14 protein-coding genes are annotated in these 21,432 nt (G+C 33.2%); 10 read left to right on the forward strand and 4 right to left on the reverse strand.

Annotated elements, in window-relative coordinates:
- Window position 1 precedes the first annotated feature (1 nt).
- The 4 genes from VBY68_RS03970 (at window position 2) to VBY68_RS03985 (ending at window position 4,778) form a co-directional block, all read left to right on the forward strand.
- Window positions 2-694, forward strand: coding sequence for a cyclase family protein (locus tag VBY68_RS03970; RefSeq protein WP_415268950.1), 693 nt, complete (start codon window positions 2-4; stop codon window positions 692-694).
- 263 nt (window positions 695-957) lie between these two features.
- Entirely contained in the window at window positions 958-2,046 is a 1,089-nt protein-coding gene (locus tag VBY68_RS03975; RefSeq protein ID WP_124588945.1) for a hypothetical protein, read from the forward strand.
- A 9-nt stretch (window positions 2,047-2,055) separates the two neighbouring features.
- Window positions 2,056-4,143 carry a M64 family metallopeptidase gene (locus VBY68_RS03980; protein ID WP_415268951.1) on the forward strand — a complete coding sequence of 696 codons (2,088 nt, stop codon included), beginning with the start codon at window positions 2,056-2,058 and terminating at the stop codon, window positions 4,141-4,143.
- An 83-nt stretch (window positions 4,144-4,226) separates the two neighbouring features.
- Window positions 4,227-4,778, forward strand: coding sequence for a hypothetical protein (locus tag VBY68_RS03985; RefSeq protein WP_415268952.1), 552 nt, complete (start codon window positions 4,227-4,229; stop codon window positions 4,776-4,778).
- 56 nt (window positions 4,779-4,834) lie between these two features.
- Here VBY68_RS03985 and carB read toward each other — a convergent pair whose 3' ends face one another.
- Both carB and rpmH read right to left on the reverse strand, forming a co-directional pair.
- Window positions 4,835-7,687, reverse strand: a complete 2,853-nt coding sequence (carB, locus tag VBY68_RS03990; RefSeq protein ID WP_124588952.1) for a carbamoyl-phosphate synthase large subunit — start codon at window positions 7,685-7,687, stop codon at window positions 4,835-4,837.
- Window positions 7,688-7,790: 103 nt separating this feature from the next.
- Window positions 7,791-7,952: a 50S ribosomal protein L34 gene (gene rpmH / locus VBY68_RS03995; protein WP_028891113.1), complete on the reverse strand. Its 162-nt coding sequence runs from the start codon at window positions 7,950-7,952 to the stop codon at window positions 7,791-7,793.
- Window positions 7,953-8,182: 230 nt separating this feature from the next.
- Between rpmH and VBY68_RS04000 the strand changes: the two genes are divergently transcribed.
- The 3 genes from VBY68_RS04000 to VBY68_RS04010 all read left to right on the forward strand — a co-directional run bounded on the left by VBY68_RS04000 (window position 8,183) and on the right by VBY68_RS04010 (window position 14,444).
- The gene (locus tag VBY68_RS04000) at window positions 8,183-9,802 is read left to right on the forward strand and encodes a CTP synthase (protein WP_415268953.1); all 1,620 of its coding nucleotides are present in this window, start codon (window positions 8,183-8,185) and stop codon (window positions 9,800-9,802) included.
- 194 nt (window positions 9,803-9,996) lie between these two features.
- Window positions 9,997-11,871 carry a membrane protein insertase YidC gene (yidC, locus tag VBY68_RS04005; protein WP_415268954.1) on the forward strand — a complete coding sequence of 625 codons (1,875 nt, stop codon included), beginning with the start codon at window positions 9,997-9,999 and terminating at the stop codon, window positions 11,869-11,871.
- Between the two features lie 125 nt (window positions 11,872-11,996).
- Window positions 11,997-14,444, forward strand: coding sequence for a TonB-dependent receptor (locus VBY68_RS04010; RefSeq protein WP_415268955.1), 2,448 nt, complete (start codon window positions 11,997-11,999; stop codon window positions 14,442-14,444).
- Between the two features lie 164 nt (window positions 14,445-14,608).
- Here the strand turns inward: VBY68_RS04010 and VBY68_RS04015 are convergent, their stop codons facing one another.
- Window positions 14,609-14,785 carry a hypothetical protein gene (locus VBY68_RS04015; protein WP_164505156.1) on the reverse strand — a complete coding sequence of 59 codons (177 nt, stop codon included), beginning with the start codon at window positions 14,783-14,785 and terminating at the stop codon, window positions 14,609-14,611.
- A gap of 145 nt (window positions 14,786-14,930) precedes the next feature.
- Between VBY68_RS04015 and fumC the strand changes: the two genes are divergently transcribed.
- Window positions 14,931-16,331: a class II fumarate hydratase gene (gene fumC / locus VBY68_RS04020; RefSeq protein ID WP_124588959.1), complete on the forward strand. Its 1,401-nt coding sequence runs from the start codon at window positions 14,931-14,933 to the stop codon at window positions 16,329-16,331.
- A 73-nt stretch (window positions 16,332-16,404) separates the two neighbouring features.
- On the opposite strand, the gene VBY68_RS04025 is transcribed toward fumC, so the two are convergent.
- Window positions 16,405-16,653 (reverse strand): hypothetical protein, encoded by a 249-nt coding sequence (locus VBY68_RS04025; RefSeq protein ID WP_121146999.1) that lies wholly within the window; start codon window positions 16,651-16,653, stop codon window positions 16,405-16,407.
- A 424-nt stretch (window positions 16,654-17,077) separates the two neighbouring features.
- Between VBY68_RS04025 and VBY68_RS04030 the strand changes: the two genes are divergently transcribed.
- Entirely contained in the window at window positions 17,078-20,266 is a 3,189-nt protein-coding gene (locus VBY68_RS04030; RefSeq protein ID WP_415268956.1) for a LodA/GoxA family CTQ-dependent oxidase, read from the forward strand.
- 8 nt (window positions 20,267-20,274) lie between these two features.
- On the forward strand, window positions 20,275-21,411 hold the full coding sequence (locus VBY68_RS04035) for an NAD(P)/FAD-dependent oxidoreductase (protein ID WP_415268957.1): 1,137 nt from the start codon (window positions 20,275-20,277) through the stop codon (window positions 21,409-21,411).
- The last annotated feature ends 21 nt before the right edge of the window (window positions 21,412-21,432 follow it).

Consider the following 21,432-nt stretch of genomic DNA (forward strand, 5'->3'; position numbering starts at 1 on the left):
CATGCCAGAAATTATAGATTTAAGTCAAGATATTTTTGACGGAATGCCTGTTTATAAAAGTCTTCCACAAGTTAAAATGTCTGTGCACAAAACCCATGAAGAATGGGGCGGAATTAAAAACCCTACTACTAGAACTCCTGCTGTATATAAACTAGAAATGGGAGAACATACAGGAACTCATGTTGATGCTTTAAACCATATGGCTGCTAAACATGAAGGAAAATCTATAGATACTATGCCTCTTAATATGTTTTATACTGAAGGTATTTGTTTAGATTTTTCTCGTAAAAACTTACAGGAATTAATTACTTCTAAAGAAGTTAAAGAACAGTTAGAAAAAGAAAAACTCAGCATAAAAAAAGGTGATACTGTGCTTATTTGTACAAACCACTACGCTAAACATTTTAATACTGAAAACTGGGGAAAAGGTCCAGGTATTACTGCAGAATGTGCTACTTGGCTTGGAGAACAAAAAATTGCTGCTTTCGGTGTAGAAACTATGTCTCCTGGTGTTCCTAAAGTATCCAACAAAAAAGTACATCATATTTGTGGAGAAATGGGTTTTACTCATTATGAAAACATGATAAACCTTGATAAATTAATAGGCAGAGGCAGATTTCGATTTATAGCTTTACCTTTAAAAATTAGAGGAGGAACAGGATCACCAGTAAGAGCTGTTGCCATTTTTGAGTAAACAAATCTCATATCTTTTAATTTAACCTATGCTTATCTGTACAACTACATGATTGTATGGATAATACATTGTTGACTTACTCTATATAGTCATACTTCTACTCTTCTTTTCAAGGAAAAAATACATCTTCTCTACAATATATAACCTGTAGAAAAAGAGGGGAAACCCCTCCTTCAAAACTATCCTTTTACATTCTCTCAAAAAACAAGTCTCAAAGTAACTTTGTAAACTAATAATCAACTCATTAACCTAAAACTATTGTAATGAAAAAACTAACAATTGTAATAATCTGTTTACTTATGAGTAATTATTTGTTTTCACAACAAGTAAATATTAAGTACAACGTTGACAATCACACCTTATCTGGTAAATTAAACAGAGCCTCAATTTCTTCAGTTATAAAAGAGCTTTCTAAACAAAACTTTCTTTTATTTATAGTTGGAGACAATAAAAACTTTAGTGTCTCAGGTCAGTTAGCAAACACACCTGTAGATCGTGCACTTTCAGAAATCATTCCTTCTAACATCAAATACTTTTATAAGATAGACTCTAAAGAGGGAGAAAAAAATATGATTTCTAAAACTACTAACAATTTAGTAAGTCTAAAAACTCCAAAATTACTCTTACTAAAACAAACAAATGATAAAAACAAAAACATAGACAAAAACAAGCCAAAATTAGGAGTTAGTAGCAATTTACTTCAAGTAAAAAGAATTAACACTTTTAAGAACATAAAAAATGTTAAAGATCCTTTTAAACCTAAAAATGTAAGGTTTAGAGGTACTACTGCCATGGGTAAATCTGGAGGAATTAAACCTGCTTCTGCTAGGAGTATTAGAAAAATTGACAATTTATCTCCTGAACTAAGATTACAAAACAAAAAAAACAGGGTAAGTAAAAAACATTTAGTAGTAACCTATAAAATTACTAATAATGGAATTACTCCTGTCTCAAAAACCGAAGTAGAGGGTAGTTACTCTCTACCTACAGAAGAATCAGGTAATTGGGCTATTATTGGCTTAGACGGTGATAATACTGTACTTGCTGAAACCTTCGAAAATCCACTTAGCTACAGAACAATTTTTGATCCTAAAAAAAGTGATCATAAAGAGTTTACAGCAAAAGAAGCTTATGTTTCAGTTAAAATGCCCATTAAATACAAATCAAAAATAGCTTCAGAAAAATTAGACCTTAAGCTAGTTAAATTTAAAGATGTTTCTAAAGCTAAAAATGTTTTACAAAAAGTAAAAATGAAACAGTTAAGAAAAAGTGATTTAAACACCTCTTTTCAAATCTTAAGAACAGCTCCTAAAGCTGACTTTTCTAAACTAAAAAAAATTACTAACCAATAATCAGAAAAAATGAAAAACTTATATAAAACATTAATAATATTGATGTCCTTTCTAACAGTTACAGCTTATTCACAAACAAAAAGGACTTTACTTTATAACGGAAGTTCAGCTTCAAAATTTGATATTGTATTCATGGGAGATGGATTTACTTCATCTAACCAAACTGAATTTAATAATTTAGTTGCTGATTATTTTAAAGCAATGTTTACCCATGAAAATGGTAATTTAGACAATGTTTTATCTGAGCTACAAGATGCTTTTAACGTATACAGAGTAAACTTGAACTCAAGTCAATCAGGGGTAACTCAATATACATGTGATAATGACAATTGTAGCAATAATACAGCAAGTAGCAGAAACACAGCACTAAATTTTAAATATTCAGGGTGTTGGAATTGTTGTTGGATGTCAAAATCTAGTAATACTGACAATAAAATTAACAATGCATTAAGTTCTGTTGGATTATCTGGTGCTGATTTTGTAGTGGTTATCTTAAATGAGTCTGGTTTTGGTGGTTGCTCTTATGGTAAAGTTTTATCTATTACCAAATCTACTAGTAATAATGTACTATTACATGAATTAGGACACTCGGTTGGTAAATTAGCCGACGAATATTCTAGACCTGGTTGTTTTAGCGGCACAAATCCTTCAGCAGTTAACGTTGATAAAAACAACAATCCAAACAAGTGGAATAAGTTTGCTAGAAGTACTGTAACTACTGGATCTCCATCAGAATATAATGTAGATGGATTTGAAGGTGGGCGCTATAATACAACGTGTATTTACCGTCCTTCAACCAATAGTACAATGAGAGGAAATACGAACCTATTTAATCCACCAAGTTATAACGAATTCTGGAAAAGAAATAAATCAAAAAGTAATTACAATTTTAACAAACCAATAGTAGGTAATTTTCAAGGAAATAGCTATAACGATGTGGTACTTCACTATGGAAACTATATTGCAGCCTACCCTACCGAACACCCAAAAGGTTTTACAGGTAGTGGAGCAAACATAACGCGTCCCGCTAACTCTTATGTAACCACAAAAAGGGTTAAAGGTCCAGGTGGCACATGGTATGTATCTTCAAAAGACAAGTTTTATGTAGGAGATTTTACTGGTGATGGCTACGATGACTTACTTGTATTCTATCCTAATAATCAATATTCAAAATTAGGAATATTAAAATCAACTCCTGACGGATTTGAATGTATTAAAAAGATATATTATAACCTTCCTGGTTGGCAGATGCGTAACGGTGATCAGTTTTTTATTGCTGATTTTAACGGAGATGGAAAAGATGATTTTTACATTTTTAATGCTACTAACTGGAATCAAGGATATATGGGAATGTTCAGGTCAACTGGTAGTAACTTTTCTTATGTAAGAAGATACGACAAATATTTACCTGGTCATTACATGAGTTCCAATGATAAGTATTTTGTAGCTGATTATACGGGTGATAATAAAGAAGAATTGGTATTATTTAATACAAGTTCTAAAGTTACCAGAATGTTTAAATCTACAGGGAGTTCACTAACAAAAACCAAAGAATATTTTGCTAGTTTACCAGGCTGGACAAGTAAATCTGGTGATAAATATCATATTGCAGACATTAATGGAGATGGAAAAGATGACGTTTATATTTTTAATGGTACTAACTGGGGACCTGAATATCTATTATTGCTTAGATCTGACGGAAACGAATACAAATATATTAAAAGGTATAACGATGCTTTACCAGGTTGGAACATGAATAATCGTGATAAGTTTTATGTTGCTGATATTAATGGTGATGGAAAAGATGATTTATATGTATTCAATAATCAAGATTGGTCTACTCAATACTTAGGACGTGTAATCACCAATGGTAGTACAGTAAGTGTAAGCTATCAAAGCGATTGGATTGGTGGTTGGAACCTTGGTAGTGCAGATAAGTTAATTGTAGATGACCGTAAAACGGGAAGAGATAACTTATTTATACATAATACCAACTGGTTTGCTTACATGTGGCCTGGTTCTTCTAATATGTATATAAAAGGAATGTATAAAGATTATATACATGCGTTTAAGTATCATGATTATGGATGGTATTAATATAGTAACTTTATAAAAAAGAATAACACGGTTGTAATTAACTGTGTTATTCTTAATTTTAAGAAAACTCTAAAGTATTTATTATGAAACATTTTACTTTATTTCCTTTAATTTTTCTACTTCTTATTTTAAACTGCAAAAATTATACTTCTAAAAAAACTCAAAACAATTTAAACTCATCACAAAGTATTTCTAAAACACAAGATTATTATTTCACTGTTAATTTTGAATTTACAAAAGAGGATTACCAACTGATTTCGAAGTCTAAAAATGAAGGTAATTTGTTATTTGATGTTCAAACTCCTACCGATATGTTTTTAGTAGCGTATAAAAATGAAGAATTATTCTTTTACAGTGAATTAAATGATCCATTAACTATAAGACCCGTGGGAGAACGTGAAATAGAAAAAACTATAGAGAGTGGCTCAGAAAACATCAATTTACCCCAAAAATTTGCTCAAAAAAGCAATATCAAACAACTTGAAATCTATATTTATAAAGTAAATGGATATATAGAAGACTTTGATACCGAAGTTTATTCAAAAGAAAAAATCAAACAATTGGAAAAAGAGGAGCTTATTGAAAAAAGGTATACCATTGACACTAAGCAATTAGTTAACTTTTTAAACCAATAAAAAAATCCGAAGTTTAATAAACTTCGGATTTTATCTATTTTAATTCTAAAACGCTTTTACTTACTCAAGTACATTTTACGTCTTGCATACAAATCGTAAAAGGCATCGTCTCTTAAACTTTCAATAAATAAGATGCTTTCTCCAGTCGATTTCATTTCTGGTCCTAAGTTCTTATTTACATTCGGAAACTTATTAAAAGAGAATACAGGTTGCTTAATTGCAAAACCTTCTAACTGTGGATTGAAGTCAAAATCAGTCACTTTCTTCTCTCCTAACATCACCTTAGTAGCATAATTTACATAAGGTTCTTTATAAGCTTTTGCTATAAATGGAACCGTACGAGATGCACGTGGATTTGCTTCAATGATATATACTTTGTCATCTTTAATTGCAAACTGAATATTAATTAATCCAACCGTATCAAGTGCTAAAGCAATTGTTTTAGTATACTCTCTAATTTGTTCTAATACTAACTCTCCTAAGTTAAACGCTGGTAAGGTAGCATTTGAATCTCCTGAGTGAATTCCACAAGGCTCAATATGCTCCATAATTCCAATGATGTATACATTTTCACCATCACAAATTGCATCAGCTTCTGCTTCAATTGCTCCTTCTAAGTAGTGATCTAATAATAACTTGTTATTTGGAATCTTACGTAATAAGTCTACAACGTGCTCTAATAACTCTTCTTTATTAATCACAATTTTCATTCCCTGTCCTCCTAATACATATGATGGACGCACTAAAATTGGAAAATCTAATTCATCAGCTAAAGCTAAAGCTTCATCTGCATTTTCTGCTACTCCAAACTCAGGATAAGGAATATTGTTTTCTTTTAATAAGCTAGAGAAACTTCCACGATCTTCCGCTAAGTCTAACGCTTTATAACTAGTTCCTAAAATCGGAATTCCGTAACGCTCTAACTTTTCAGCTAATTTTAAAGCTGTTTGTCCTCCTAACTGAACTATAACTCCTTCTGGTTTCTCATGTTTAATGATATCGTAGATATGTTCCCAGAAAACTGGCTCAAAGTATAATTTATCTGCCGTATCAAAATCAGTAGAAACTGTTTCAGGGTTACAGTTAATCATAATAGTTTCATAACCACATTCTTTCGCTGCATATACACCGTGAACACAACAGTAATCAAACTCAATTCCTTGACCAATTCGGTTTGGTCCAGAACCTAATACAATTACTTTTTTCTTATCAGAAACTACACTTTCATTTGACACAGAAACTTCACCTTCAGCTGTTTCAATTTCACTTTCAAATGTTGAATAGTAGTAAGGTGTTTCTGCTTTAAACTCAGCAGCACAAGTATCTACTAACTTGTATACACGCTTTATTTTTAATTCTTCACGCTTTTTATACACTTCACTTTCTAAGCACCCTAACATGTGAGCGATTTGACGATCACCATATCCTTTTTGCTTAGCCTCTAATAATAGTTCTCTATCAAGAGTATCAATTGTATATGTAGAAATTTCTTTCTCTAACATATATAACTCTTCATATTGACGTAAATACCACATATCAATCTTAGTAATTGCGTGGATTTTACTCAACGGAATTCCCATTTGAATTGCATCATAAATAGCAAATACTCTATCCCAAGAAGCGTACTTTAATTTGTCTATAATCTGGTTATAGTCTTTATAACCTTTACCATCTGCTCCAATTCCGTTACGTTTAATTTCTAACGATTGTGTTGCTTTATGTAATGCTTCTTGGAACGAACGTCCAATTCCCATTACTTCTCCAACCGCTTTCATCTGTAAACCTAACGTTCTGTCAGAACCTTCAAACTTGTCAAAGTTCCAACGAGGTATTTTTACGATTACATAGTCTAATGTTGGCTCAAATAAAGCTGAAGTAGACTTAGTAATTTGGTTGTCTAATTCATCTAAAGTATAACCTGTTGCTAATTTCGCAGCAATCTTTGCAATTGGATACCCAGTTGCTTTTGATGCTAATGCTGATGAACGAGATACACGTGGGTTAATCTCAATCGCAATAATATCTTCTTTCTCGTCTGGTGAAACCGCAAACTGAACGTTACATCCTCCTGCAAACTCACCAATAGAACGCATCATTTTAATTGCCATGTCACGCATTTTTTGGAACGTTTTGTCCGATAATGTCATGGCTGGAGCTACTGTAATAGAATCTCCTGTATGGATTCCCATTGGATCCATATTCTCGATAGAACAGATAATTACAACGTTATCATTATCATCACGTAATAATTCTAACTCGTATTCTTTCCATCCCATCATTGCCTTATCAATCATTACCTCATGAATTGGGGAAATCTCTAATCCTCTTGATAATGATTCTTCAAACTCTTTTTCGTCATATACGATAGATGCTCCTGCTCCTCCTAAAGTAAATGAAGCTCTAATACATAATGGAAATCCGAATTCTTGTGCTATCTCTTTTCCTTTTAAGAATGATGTTGCAGTAGCTTGAGGTGCCATTGGCACGCCAATTTCTTCCATTAATAAACGAAACTTATCTCTATCTTCTGTAATATTAATAGCATCAATATCTACTCCTATAATTTCAACATCAAAGTCTTCCCAAATCCCTTTTTCGTCAGCTTCAATACAAAGGTTTAGTGCAGTTTGTCCTCCCATAGTAGGTAAAACAGCATCAATCTGTGGGTGTTCTTTTAAAATTTGAACAATAGACTTTGTATTAAGTGGCAACAAGTATACATGATCAGCCATCGAAGGGTCTGTCATAATTGTTGCAGGGTTTGAATTAATTAAGATGGTTTCAATTCCATCTTCTCTCAAAGATCTTAACGCTTGAGATCCTGAATAATCAAATTCACATGCTTGACCAATAACAATTGGCCCAGATCCAATAATTAAAATTGATTTAAGGTCTTGTCTTTTAGGCATTTTAGTTTGTGTTGTGTTGTGTTGTAAAAATAAAAATTGTTTGGTTATAAAAAAAGGCGATACTTAATAGTAACGCCTTTAAAATATTAACAATAGTTAATCATTATTTCTTTGGTCTAGATTCAGATGAAACAGACAATTTCTTTCTTCCTTTTGCTCTTCTTCTAGCTAATACTTTACGTCCATTAGCAGAAGCCATTCTTTCGCGGAAACCGTGTTTGTTTCTTCTTTTTCTCTTCGATGGTTGGTACGTTCTTTTACTCATTACAGTATATCTTAAATATCTTCTTTAAAAATGTTTTGCTTTTGTGAAATTCCGTCTGCTAAAAGCGTGGGCAAATATACAACAGTTTTTCAGTCTGACAAACCCTTATTTTATTTTTTTTAAAAAAAAAGTTTGTTTGGCAAACATACATAATTTTTCTGTACGTTTTTTCTCTTTTTTATTTGTTGTAATTGCCAGACTTCTTACTTTTGCGCAAACCTAACAGTACCATGAACAACACAAAATACGTTTTTGTAACCGGAGGCGTAACTTCATCACTAGGGAAGGGAATTATAGCCGCTTCTTTAGCCAAATTATTACAAGAAAGAGGATACTCAGTAACCATTCAAAAGTTAGATCCATATATTAATATAGATCCAGGAACATTAAACCCATATGAACATGGAGAATGTTATGTTACCGATGATGGTGCTGAAACCGACTTAGATTTAGGACACTACGAGCGTTATTTAAACATTCCTACTTCACAAGCTAACAATGTTACCACAGGAAGAATATATCAATCTGTAATAAACAAAGAGCGTAAAGGAGAGTTTTTAGGAAAAACCGTTCAAGTTATTCCTCATATTACTGATGAAATTAAAAACAGAATCCAAATTTTAGGTAATACAGGTGATTATGATATCGTAATTACTGAAATTGGAGGAACCGTTGGTGATATTGAATCGTTACCTTATATAGAAGCTGTTCGTCAATTACAGTGGGATTTAGGAGAAGATAACGCTATTGTTATCCATTTAACCCTAGTTCCTTACTTAGCAGCCGCAGGTGAATTAAAAACGAAGCCTACACAACACTCTGTAAAAACATTAATGCAAAGTGGTGTAAAACCTGACATTTTAGTATGTCGTTCAGAGCATGAAATCTCAGATGATATTAAACGTAAACTAGCCTTATTTTGTAATGTTAAGAAGCAAAATGTAATTCAATCATTAGATGCTGAGACTATTTACGATGTTCCTAACTTAATGTTTAAAGAGGGGTTAGATTATGTAGTTTTAGATAAGTTAAATTTATCTACACGTAAACAGCCTAACTTAAAAACATGGAATAAGTTCTTAGAACGTCATAAAAACCCAACTTCTTCTGTTGAAATTGGTTTAGTAGGAAAATATGTTGAGTTACACGACTCTTATAAGTCAATTACCGAAGCATTTATTCACGCAGGAGCTGCAGCTACCAATAAAACAAAAGTTAACGTTCGTTGGATTCACTCTGAAGAACTAACTCCTGAGAATGCTGCTAAACAGCTAGAAGGATTAAATGGTGTATTAGTTGCCCCTGGATTTGGTGATAGAGGTATTGAAGGAAAAATTGCAGCAGTACAATATGTACGTGAAAATAATATACCTTTCTTAGGTATTTGTTTAGGAATGCAAATGGCTGTTATCGAATTTGCAAGAAATGTGTTAGGACTTAAAGAAGCTAACTCTACTGAAATGAATCCTGAAGTAGCACATCCAGTGATTAACTTAATGGAAGAGCAAAAAAATGTTACTGACAAAGGAGGAACAATGCGTTTAGGTGCTTGGGACTGTCAATTAACACAAGATTCTAAAGTTTTTCAAGCATATAAAGAAGAATTAATAAGTGAGCGTCATCGTCATAGATACGAATACAATAACGATTATAAAGAGCAATTAGAAAATGCTGGTATGAAAACAGCAGGTGTTAACCCTAAAACAGGGTTAGTAGAAATTGTTGAAATCGATTCGCATCCTTGGTTTGTTGGAGTTCAATATCATCCAGAATACAAGAGTACCGTATTAAATCCACACCCTTTGTTTGTAAGCTTTATCAAAGCAGCTTTAAAACAATCAAAAAAATAAGTTAAAAATCCTGTAACTAAAATTACAGGATTTTTTTTGACATATAAAAATTGGAACACTGTTTGAACTACCATTACTAACAAAATTATTCACTGTAAAACCTCAAAAAAACTATAGGGTTTTACTACCTTTGTCCGGTTTTTCAGCTTTTAAGAAAAACTTTAAATGACAAGTTGACATTTTAACATATATCAATGGAACAAAAAAAATTTGATTTAAATTCCTTTATAGGAATGCTTTTATTAGGAGGAATTATGCTTTGGTGGATGAACACACAAAAGCCGGAAGAAACTCCTGAAGCTACTACCCAGACAGAGCAAACTACTGATGCTACAACAACCAACACTCAAAACAATTTAACTGATAATGTCATAGTAAACGACTCGTTACAACAAATTGCTTTACAAAATAAGTTTGGTGCTTTTGCATACGGAGCCTCTAAAAGCCAAGAAGGAAATACTACACTTGAAAATGATCTTGTAAAGTTCACTATCGACAATAAAGGTGGACAGATTATAGAAGCTTTAGTTAAAAACTATAAAACACACGATTCATTACCTCTTTATTTAGTAAAAGATAATAATGCTTCTTTTAACATTAACTTCGGAACTACTGATAACCGAATTTTAAATACTAAAGATTTATTATTTATTCCTACCCTTACAAAAAATGGAGACACTCAAGTACTTTCTATGAAGTTAAAGGTTTCTGAAGCTAAGTTTTTAGAGTATCGTTACGAAATGAAGGAAGGAGATTACCGAGTAGGTTTTGCTGTTCGTTCACAAGGATTAAACAATACTATTAATAGTTCTCAAGAAATTAATTTAGATTGGAGTTTAAAAGGTTTTAGACATGAAAAAAGTTTAAAAACTGAAAACATGTACTCTTATTATTATTACAAAGCCGATGATGAAGTAGAATACTTACAAATGAATGATGATGAAGTTGTTAGTGATATTGATTGGGTTGCATACAAACAACACTTCTTCTCTTCTATTTTAACATCTGATACACCATTTAGTAATGCTACTTTGAAATCTGTTGACTTTGCAGGTGAAGATAAAGATAGTGTATACACTAAAACCTACGGATTAAAAACCCCGTTAGCCTTAACAAATGGAGAGTTAAATTATAACATGCAATGGTTTTACGGACCAACTGATTATAATTTATTAAAGTCTTACAAAGGAACTAGTTTAGATGAAGTTGCTGATTTAGGTTGGGGAATTTTTGGTTTCTTAAACCGTACTATATTCTATCCGGTATTTAATATGTTAAAAGGATTTATTGGTAACTACGGATTAATCATCATTTTAATGACAATAGTAGTGCGTATAATCATGTCTCCAGTATTATACAAATCATACTTATCAAGTGCTAAAATGAAGGTGATTCGTCCAGAAATGGAAGAAATCAATAAAAAATACCCAGGAAAAGAAAACGCTATGAAGCGTCAACAAGAAATCATGGCGGTGCAGCGAAAAGCTGGAGTGAGTATGATGTCGGGTTGTATACCTGCATTAATGCAAATGCCTGTATTCTTTGCTTTATTCAAATTCTTCCCTACAAATATTGACTTCCGTCAAAAGAGTTTCTTATGGGCTAATGATTTATCATCTTATGATACTATTTTTAAATTACCATTTAAAATTCCTTTTTATGGTGACCATGTAAGTTTATTCCCAATTTTAGCTTCTGTAGCCATTTTCTTCTATATGAAAATGAACCAAAGCCAACAAGCTAACATGCAAGCTCCTACTCAAGAAGGAATGCCTGATATGAGTAAGATGATGAAGTGGATGATTTACTTCTCTCCTATTATGATGTTATTTTTCTTTAACAACTATGCTAGTGGATTAAGTTTATACTACTTTATCTCAAACTTACTAACTATCATAATTATGTTTGTTATCAAGAACTACGTTATTGATGAAGCTAAAATTCACGCTAAGATTGAAGAAAACAAAAAGAAGCCTGTTAAAAAGAGTAAATTCCGTGAGCGTTTAGATGCTGCCATGAAGCAAGCTCAAGAACAACAAGCTGCCCAACAACGTGCTAAGAAGAAATAATTTTCTATATATTTAAAAGAAAAGGATGCTAAAAAGCATCCTTTTTTTATTTAACATTCTTTTAACTAAACCCCATTAAACCTTTGGGGAAATTTGCGGTCAAACAAGCTTTATAAATCAATATAATGAAGAAAATTACACTACTTATTTTACTAATTAGTTTTACGGCTGTTGCACAGCGTGCTACAAAAGGTATAGCTTCTAAAGTTACCTTAACTGGTAAAGTATTAGAAACAAACTCTAAACAACCTCTAGAGTACGCGACTTTAGTACTAACAAACACTAATACAAAACAAATTATTGGAGGGGTTACTAATGCAAATGGAAGCTTCTCTATTGATGCTTCATCTGGCACATATGATATAAAGGTTGAATTTATAGGCTTTAAAACTAAAAGTTTAGGAAATCATATTTTAACTGAAAATAAGAGCTTAGGAACTATTTTACTTTCAGAAGATGCAGAAACATTGGAAGAAGTTGAAATTATTGCTGAAAAATCTACTGTTGAAATTCGTTTAGATAAAAAGATTTACAATGTTGGTAAAGATATGACAGTAAAAGGTGGTAATGCCTCTGATGTACTTGACAACGTTCCATCAGTAAATGTAGATGCTGAAGGTGCTGTAAGTTTACGAGGTAATGAAAACGTACGTATTCTAATTGATGGGAAACCTTCTGCTTTAGTAGGTTTAAGTGGTACAGATGCCTTACGTAACTTACCTGCTGATGCTATTGAAAAAGTTGAAGTTATTACTTCTCCTTCGGCTCGTTACGATGCTGAAGGTACAGCTGGTATTCTAAATATTATTCTTAGAAAAGGAAAAGTAAGAGGCTTTAATGGTTCTCTAAACTTTTCTGTAGGTAACCCTGATTTATACAGAGTAAGTAGTAATTTAAACTACCGTACAAAAAAGTTTAATATTTTTTCTAATCTTGGATATTCTTACAGAAAAGGACCAGGAAATGCTTTTAGTGATTTTACATATTTAACCGATGGTGTTATCGATAGTCTGAGTATTGAAAAAAGAGACTATAACCGAAAAAATAAAAGTTTTAATGGTTCTTTTGGTTTAGAATATTACTTAAACGATAAAAGTTCTCTTACTGGTACTGTTTTCTATAGAAACAATGACGGTAAAGATATTGCCACTAACAATACAAATGTTTTTTCTCCTGCTAATGATCCTATAAGAAGTTTAAAGAGAGTAGAAACTGAAACCGAAGACGATATTGACACTCAATATTCGTTAAACTATACGAATAATATTGATGACAAAGGTCAAAAGTTAATTATCGATTTACAGTATAGCGAAAACGAAGAAGATGAACTTGCTAATATTACTAACAACAACATTTTAGCTGAACAAAATAGTCAAGTTACTAAATCTAAAAACAGATTATTACAAATAGATTACGTACTTCCATTAGGAGAGAAAAGTCAATTAGAATTAGGTCATAAAGCTGATTTACAAGATTTAACATCTGATTTTAGAGTTCGTGATGAAAATGGACAACCTTTTGACTTTGACCCTTCTAATGCTATAGATTTTAAACAATATATCTACGCTTATTACGCTCAATATGGTAGTAAAATAGATAAATTCTCTTACTTGTTAGGTTTACGTGCAGAATATACTGATGTTGATTTAACAGTATTAAATACTGGTGAATTTTCTGATAAAAACTATACTGAATGGTTCCCTACCGTTAATTTAGGATATGAATTTAGTGAAACAGATAACTTAACTTTAGGGTATGCTCGTAGATTACGAAGACCACGTCACTGGTTTTTAAACCCATTCGAAACACGTAGTTCAGATACTTACGTATTTAAAGGAAATCCAGACTTAAACCCTACATATACAAGTTCTTTTGATCTAGGGTATACTACAAGAGTTAGTAAAGTAACCTTAAACTCTTCTTTGTACTATCAATTTTCAACTGATTTAATCAGACCTGTTTCTAGAATTGAAACAAGAGATAAAGGAAATGTTTTTGTACGTCAGTTCTTAAACCTAAATGATGAAGATCGTTACGGGTTTGAATTAACAACAAACTATAACCCAGCAAAATGGGCACGTTTATCAGCAACTTTTAACTATTTTAAGTTTAGAACAGATGCTTTCGATTACACTTATTCTTATACTAATCCTATCAATGGTGATCTAGTAACCGAAACTGAGTCTTTACCTGAAGTAAATAGTAGCAGTTGGTTTGCTCGTTTTAACTCTAAAATTACTTTACCTGCGAAAATAGATTGGCAAACACGTATTATGTATCGAGGACCACAAGATGATGCACAAGGTAGTAGAGAAGGTATTTTTGTTACCAACTTAGCATTCAGTAAAGATATATTCAAGGACAAGGCCTCATTAGTTTTAAACGTTAGTGACCTATTTAACGAACGTAAAAGAAAAAGCTACACGAATACAGCTAGAGTAATGTCTTATCAAGAATTTCAATGGAGAGAGCGTCAAATTACACTAAGCTTTACTTATAGATTTAATCAAAAGAAAAAACGTGAACGCTCAGGTCGTAATGGTGACTTTGATGGAGGCGGTGAAGGATTCTAATTCCTAAACATTATAAAACTTAATAAAAAAGAGAACTTTAAAGTTCTCTTTTTTTATTTACAGCAAGAATTAAATCAGGTTAAAGTGTGCTCAATATTAAAATAAGAACATAAAAAAAACCACGCCTATTAGCATGGTTTTTAGAATATATTGTAATAAAAAGCTTACTTACCTTCCTCAGCAGCTTTTTTAGCTTCTCTTTTTAACTTCATGTTTTCCCAGATAGTTCCACCAATCCAGTAAGGAACTACAAATGTTAATAAGAAAATTAACAGCCAAAATCCAGCTGTAAAAATAAACATGAATAATACCAATCCTGAGAATTCTGAAAAATCTAACATTTGTTTCTTATTAATAATTGTTATGCCACAAAATTATAACTATTTTTCTTTTCCTCCAATAAAATCTGATAAAAATCACTATTAAAAACTATTAGAATTTGTAATTTTGGACATCATTAATTTTAAGCATTTTAAATCATTCCAAATGACAAAATATAGAATTGAGAAAGATACAATGGGACAAGTAGAGGTTCCAGCTGATAAATATTGGGGAGCACAAACCGAGCGTTCTCGTAATAACTTTAAAATTGGTCCTGCTGCCTCTATGCCATTAGAAGTAGTATACGGATTTGCATACTTAAAAAAAGCAGCAGCTTACACTAATGCTGAGTTAGGTGTATTAGCTACTGAAAAGCGTGATTTAATCGCACAAGTATGTGATGAAATTTTAGCTGGAAAGCACGACGACCAATTCCCATTAGTAATCTGGCAAACAGGTTCTGGTACACAGTCGAACATGAATGTAAATGAAGTTATTGCTAACCGTGCACACGAAATTGCAGGAAATGTAATTGGTGAAGGTGAAAAAACTATTCAACCAAACGATGATGTAAACAAATCACAATCGTCTAACGATACCTTTCCTACAGGAATGCACATTGCAGCCTACAAAAAAATTGTAGAAGTAACTATTCCTGGTGTAGAGCAATTACGCGACACGTTACAAGCTAAATCAGAAGCTTTTAAAGATGTAGTTAAAATTGGACGTACACACTTAATGGACGCTACTCCCCTAACCTTAGGCCAAGAATTTTCTGGATATGTAGCACAATTGAACTTCGGATTAAATGCCTTAAAAAATTCATTAGCACACTTAGCTCAATTAGCTTTAGGAGGAACTGCTGTTGGAACAGGATTAAACACTCCAGCTGGTTACGATGTATTAGTTGCTAAGTATATCGCTGAGTTTACAGGATTACCATTTGTAACTGCTGAAAATAAATTTGAAGCCTTGGCTGCTCACGATGCGTTAGTAGAAACACACGGAGCCTTAAAGCAATTAGCAGTATCTTTAAATAAAATTGCCAACGATATTCGTTTAATGGCATCAGGACCACGTTCTGGAATTGGAGAACTTATCATTCCTGCAAATGAACCAGGATCTTCTATCATGCCAGGAAAAGTAAACCCTACACAAGCAGAGGCTATGACTATGGTATGTGCACAAGTAATGGGTAACGATGTTGCAGTAACTGTTGGTGGAACACAAGGACACTATGAGTTAAATGTGTTTAAACCTATGATGGCGGCTAACGTATTACAATCAGCTCAATTAATTGGAGATGCTTGTGTGTCATTCGATGTAAACTGCGCTGCTGGTATTGAACCAAACCAAACAAGAATTACTGAGTTATTAAACAACTCATTAATGTTAGTTACAGCATTAAATACCAAAATTGGATATTACAAAGCTGCTGAGATTGCAAACACTGCACATGCTAACGGAACTACTTTAAAAGAAGAAGCGGTACGTTTAGGATATGTAACTCCAGAGCAATATGACGAATGGGTTAAACCAGAAGACATGACAGGAAGTTTAAAATAATCACTTCTTGCATATAAACAAAAAACCACAACATTTAGTTGTGGTTTTTTGTTTAACGAACTTATAAAATAAATTATATCTCTTGATATGTATATGTTTTAGCTATTTCTTTTATTCTTTTAGGAGTAACAATTCCTTTTTGCACCTCATAATCTTCAGCTGTTTTTCTTGGTATACGAATAGCTCCGTTAGATAACTTTACAGTATATCCAAAATATTCGTTTATAAAATGTTCTTTATACGAACCTATTTTCTTATCAATTAAGCTAACCTGCTTAGTGATACCTATTACACCATTTTTATTTCTTTCTGTCTTAGTCATACTAATTTATTTAACTTTTAAGTAATTTCTCCTTTACAATTATTTTTATGCTTATAAACGCATAAATCACGATAATACACCAATTACGCTTATGCGTAGTGTACTCTTAGCTCAATCAAAAAAATAAAAGGAATATAGTAAGGATTACTTTTGCTTTTTCAAAGTTTGAAGGTACGGATAACTAATAGCTCTACAAAAAAATATCCTTATTATATAAAAAATATTTCTATCCTTCATCGCTGTATTAAGCTATCAACTACTAATTGTTTCTAATAATAGTGAATCTTTATGAGGATCCTCTCAAATCAAAATACCAACAATTAATACCCAAAAACTAAACGCTTAAGAATTTCTTAAAACCAACTCTAACTTATATTCCTTATTTTTAAAGGTATATAATGTCAAACTTAAACTAACCAAAAAAATGACAAACCCCTCACAAGACAAATCTTCATTATGCTGGAACTGCGATGGAGACATTACCCAAGTTACACAACGTTTAAAAGAAATGTTTGTAGAAATGGGTCAAAAAACCCGCATTGAAAACGGGCAACAACCTGCCGAGAGAGCTGTATTTAGAAAACAACACGGTATCGCCTACGGTCGTTTTGTAGTAAACAAAGACATCGAAGAAAAATTCAAAATCGGAATTTTTGCAGGTGACGCTTACGAATGTGCTGTTCGTTTTTCAAGTGATACGGGACCAACTTCTCCCGATTTACACTCTACTTTAGGTGTAGGTTTAAAACTCTTCGGTGTAGATGGACCTAAACTATTAGGAGATGGTACCAATGCTGATTTTATCTTTCAAAACATCGACCGTTTTTTTGCACGAGACGCACAACAAATGTGTAGTTTTACCACTGCTGGTGTTATTGATCGTGATTACGATTCGTACATAGCCAAGCATCCTGAATTAGCCAGTATTTTAAAAGCAATGACCAAAGAAGAAGCTAGTGTACTAAGCGCTAGTTACTGGGCGATTCTTCCCTTTAAATTAGGCGATTCTCAAATTGTAAAATATCGTTTGATTCCTGAAGACACCTATAAAGGAACTCCTTTTAATGATAACAATTACTTAGGTATCGACTTACAACAGCGTTTGTTAACCAAAGAAGCAACCTTCCGTTTCGAAATACAATTGCGTACCAACGATGCTACCATGCCGTTAGATGACGCACAAGTAGTATGGAGTACAGAAGAGAGTCCGTATATATGTATTGCTAAATTGCATTTACCTCAACAAGATGTGGCTAGTATTGGGCAAGCAGAGTTTGGAAGCAACTTAGCCTTTAATATTTGGAGAACCTTACCTCAACACGAACCATTAGGATCTATTGCACAAGCAAGAAAAGTAGTATATGCTGCAAGTGCCGAAGCACGTCATCAAGCAAACGGGCAACAATTACAAGAACCCAAAGAAATCAATCCACAGTTTGAAGGTAACACCGATGAAAATAGTGACTGTATTGTAAAAGCAAGTATCTACCCTCCTATTGGTGTGATGCGTGTAGGAAACAGTGAAAACGAATACTTTATCGGTCCGTTAGTTGACAATCCTGAACCTCAAACCGACCCTTATGCATATAGAGATAAAACAGGTGCCTTAAAAAGACAAGCAGCACAGTTTAGAATTTACGGATTCAATGCTGCAGGAAAAGCAGTAAAAGAATTAACTGCTGAAAATGCCAAAATAACCTGGCATAGCCATTTAGCCAATCAAAAATCATCTTGGTATCAGTTTAACATTGCCTTAGATATTCCTGAAGCGGCCGATATGCCACCTTCTATGTTACGTAATATTGATGTAAAAGACCGTAACTCATTATTAATTGACGGTGGAGCAAAGTCTATTACTGGAACCAATGTTACCGAAGGTCCTTTCTTTGAAGGTGAATTTCTTTCTAAAAAAGTGTACTTAGGTGAAATGCGTACCGATGAAAAAGGACGTTTAGTGATGTTAGGTGGACACGGAAAATCGGAAAACATCAACGGTGATATCGCTATTACTTTTGCAAATAACGAAGGATGGCACGATGATATTTCAGATGGTCCTGTTACTGCGGAAGTTGAATATGAAGGTGTAAAATTAAAAGTAGACCCTGCGTGGGTTATTTGTGCTCCACCAGATTATGCACCGATGCAAAAATCGGTACGTACTATGTGGGATTTAATGCGTGATGTAGCTGTAAAATCTAAAATGTTAGTACGTCCTACTAGACCATCGTTTACCAAAGATATTTTACCAATCTTCCAACGTATGACTGACTTACAATGGGTAAATGCAGGTTTTGCAGGTGCTTTTGGTTTTGGAGGTCAGTTTGATTATACTACAAACGAATGGATAAAGCGATTAGGAAATCCGTCGCCTGCCTATATGGAAATGCGAAGAACCATTTCTAACAACTTCCGTCGTTTTGATGTGTCTGGAGCAGAAGCACCTCAACTATGGCCTTGGTTGTATGGTGATGCAATTAGTATTCCTTCCACAGGATCTGTACGTCAACATGCTACGTTATCTGATTTACAATTAGAATTTTTAGACCAATGGGTTGAAGGTGATTTTGATGCCGATTATGTTGATATGACCGGATGCCCACACACACCTAAACCACCAACAATAGATGAACTTCCTGTTGCTGAACAGCCTGATATGTTAACCAAAGCTGCTATGGAATTCTGTTTAGCTGATGCTTTTCATCCTGGTTGTGAAATGACATGGCCTATGCGTTCTTCAGGAATGTACATGGCTCCATTTAGAATTAAACATGCACCTAAAACACCGCCTGTTAATACTACATATTATGGCCCGATGATGAATAACGATATATTACCATTAGCGAAAGGTCCTATTTTAGGCGGACAAGTAGCTGGGGGAATTACGCGTTGGATGGCAATACCTTGGCAAACTGATACGGCAAGTTGTAGAGATGGATACACTAGTGAGTATGATCCGTATTTACCAACGTTTTGGCCTGCGAGAGTGCCGAATAACATCTTAAACGAAAAGCGTTATAAAGAAACGATGGATACTAATTTATCAGAAGAAACCCGTATTCAAGCCTTTAATTTCCGTTCCGATTGGTTAGACAACCTTCCTTTAGATGGTGAAGCACCAACGTATACGAATCAAATTAATAGTATGATTAAGTATTTTGATAAGTTAGCGGTGGTTCAAAAGCGTCCGGGAGTTCAGCATGACCCAAATTTCCCTGAAGAAATGCAAGTGGGTATTACTCCTACTCCAGAACAAGAAGCTGCATTATTAAAAGCTACGATACAAGATTTACAAGGTGTTTTAACAGCTAAACGTACATTAAAGAAAGGAGTTCAAAATACAATAGATACAGCTGTAGAAAAACTATCACACGATAATTTATTAAACGAGCAATTTGTATTGGAAGATGCTCAGCGTAGTTTATTAAGCTTAACGGAAGATGAACTAGAAAAAGACTTTAAAGCAACACCAAATGTTATTAAAACCATACATTTAATTGCTTCTAAGTTACATCACATGAAACAGTCCGATTCACATCAAGAAGCAGCTCCTAAAAGAGTGGAAGTTGGTATACCTGAGAAGATGACACGTTTTTCAAGATATATTCCTAAATAATATACGAATTGAAAGAATATAATAGTACTACTGACATACTAATTATAGGTGGTGGCATTGCAGGTTGCATTGCCGCCATTTCTTTAGTTAATCATTATAATGTTACCATAGTAGATAAACAGCTTGAACCTGTTGATAGAATTGGAGAATCGCTAGCACCTGCTGCACAACGGATTTTAAAAGAGTTAAATCTATTAGAAAACGAATCGGATGTTATAAAACAAACCATATTCCGAAATAATCTAGGAATGCAATCTTATTGGGGAAGTAATCAACTTCAAATTGTAGATCATTTAAGAAACCCCGATGGGTTCTCTAGAAGTTTAGATCGAAAAGAGTTTGAAATTTATTTAAGAAAGGTTGCTATTGAAAGAGGTGTTGACTGTGTTTGGGGAACACGTCTTTCTAATACTTCTTACGAAGATAACTACTGGAAAATAATAACAAAGTCTGATGATTTAAAAAACAGAACTACACATACCATTCATGCTAAGTTTGTAATTGATGCTACTGGTAGGCAATCTCATTTCACAAAGAGCTTAGATATTAAACGTACACACTATGATAAGCTTATATCTTGTTGGATGAGCTTACCTAATACTCAAGAAAATACCATGAGTACCATTGTTGCTGATGAATTAGGTTGGTGGTATAGTGCTATAGTTCCTAACAACAAAAGAGTAATCGCTTTCCAAACAGATGCTGATTTAGTAGATAGAAATACCTTTAAACATCTTGATACCTTTTTAACGTTTACCAAACAACATAAACTTATTACTCCTTTAGTTGAAGGTAACGAAGCAGACATTAACTTCCATGGTACGGTAAGTGCCAATTCTACTCGTTTAGAACAGGTAGCTGGTAAACAATGGATAGCTTTGGGTGATGCTGCTATGAGTTTTGATCCACTTTCCTCACAAGGAATGTTTAACGCCATGGCAAATGCAATGCAACTACAAAAATTACTTATAAATATTGACTTTATTAAGGATTTACATCCTGATAAGATGGAACAATTCAATATATTATATAGTCAACAAATACAACAGGTTTGGAATCATTACCTTAAGCATAAAAACTTCTTTTATAGTACTGAAACTAGATGGAAAGAAGCTCCTTTTTGGAAAAGGCGTAGTATTAGCTGATAATTTCCTAGCTTTTAGAAC

Origin of the sequence: Tenacibaculum ascidiaceicola, assembly GCF_047470925.1 — a bacterium.
Classification (GTDB): Bacteria; Bacteroidota; Bacteroidia; order Flavobacteriales; family Flavobacteriaceae; genus Polaribacter; species Polaribacter discolor.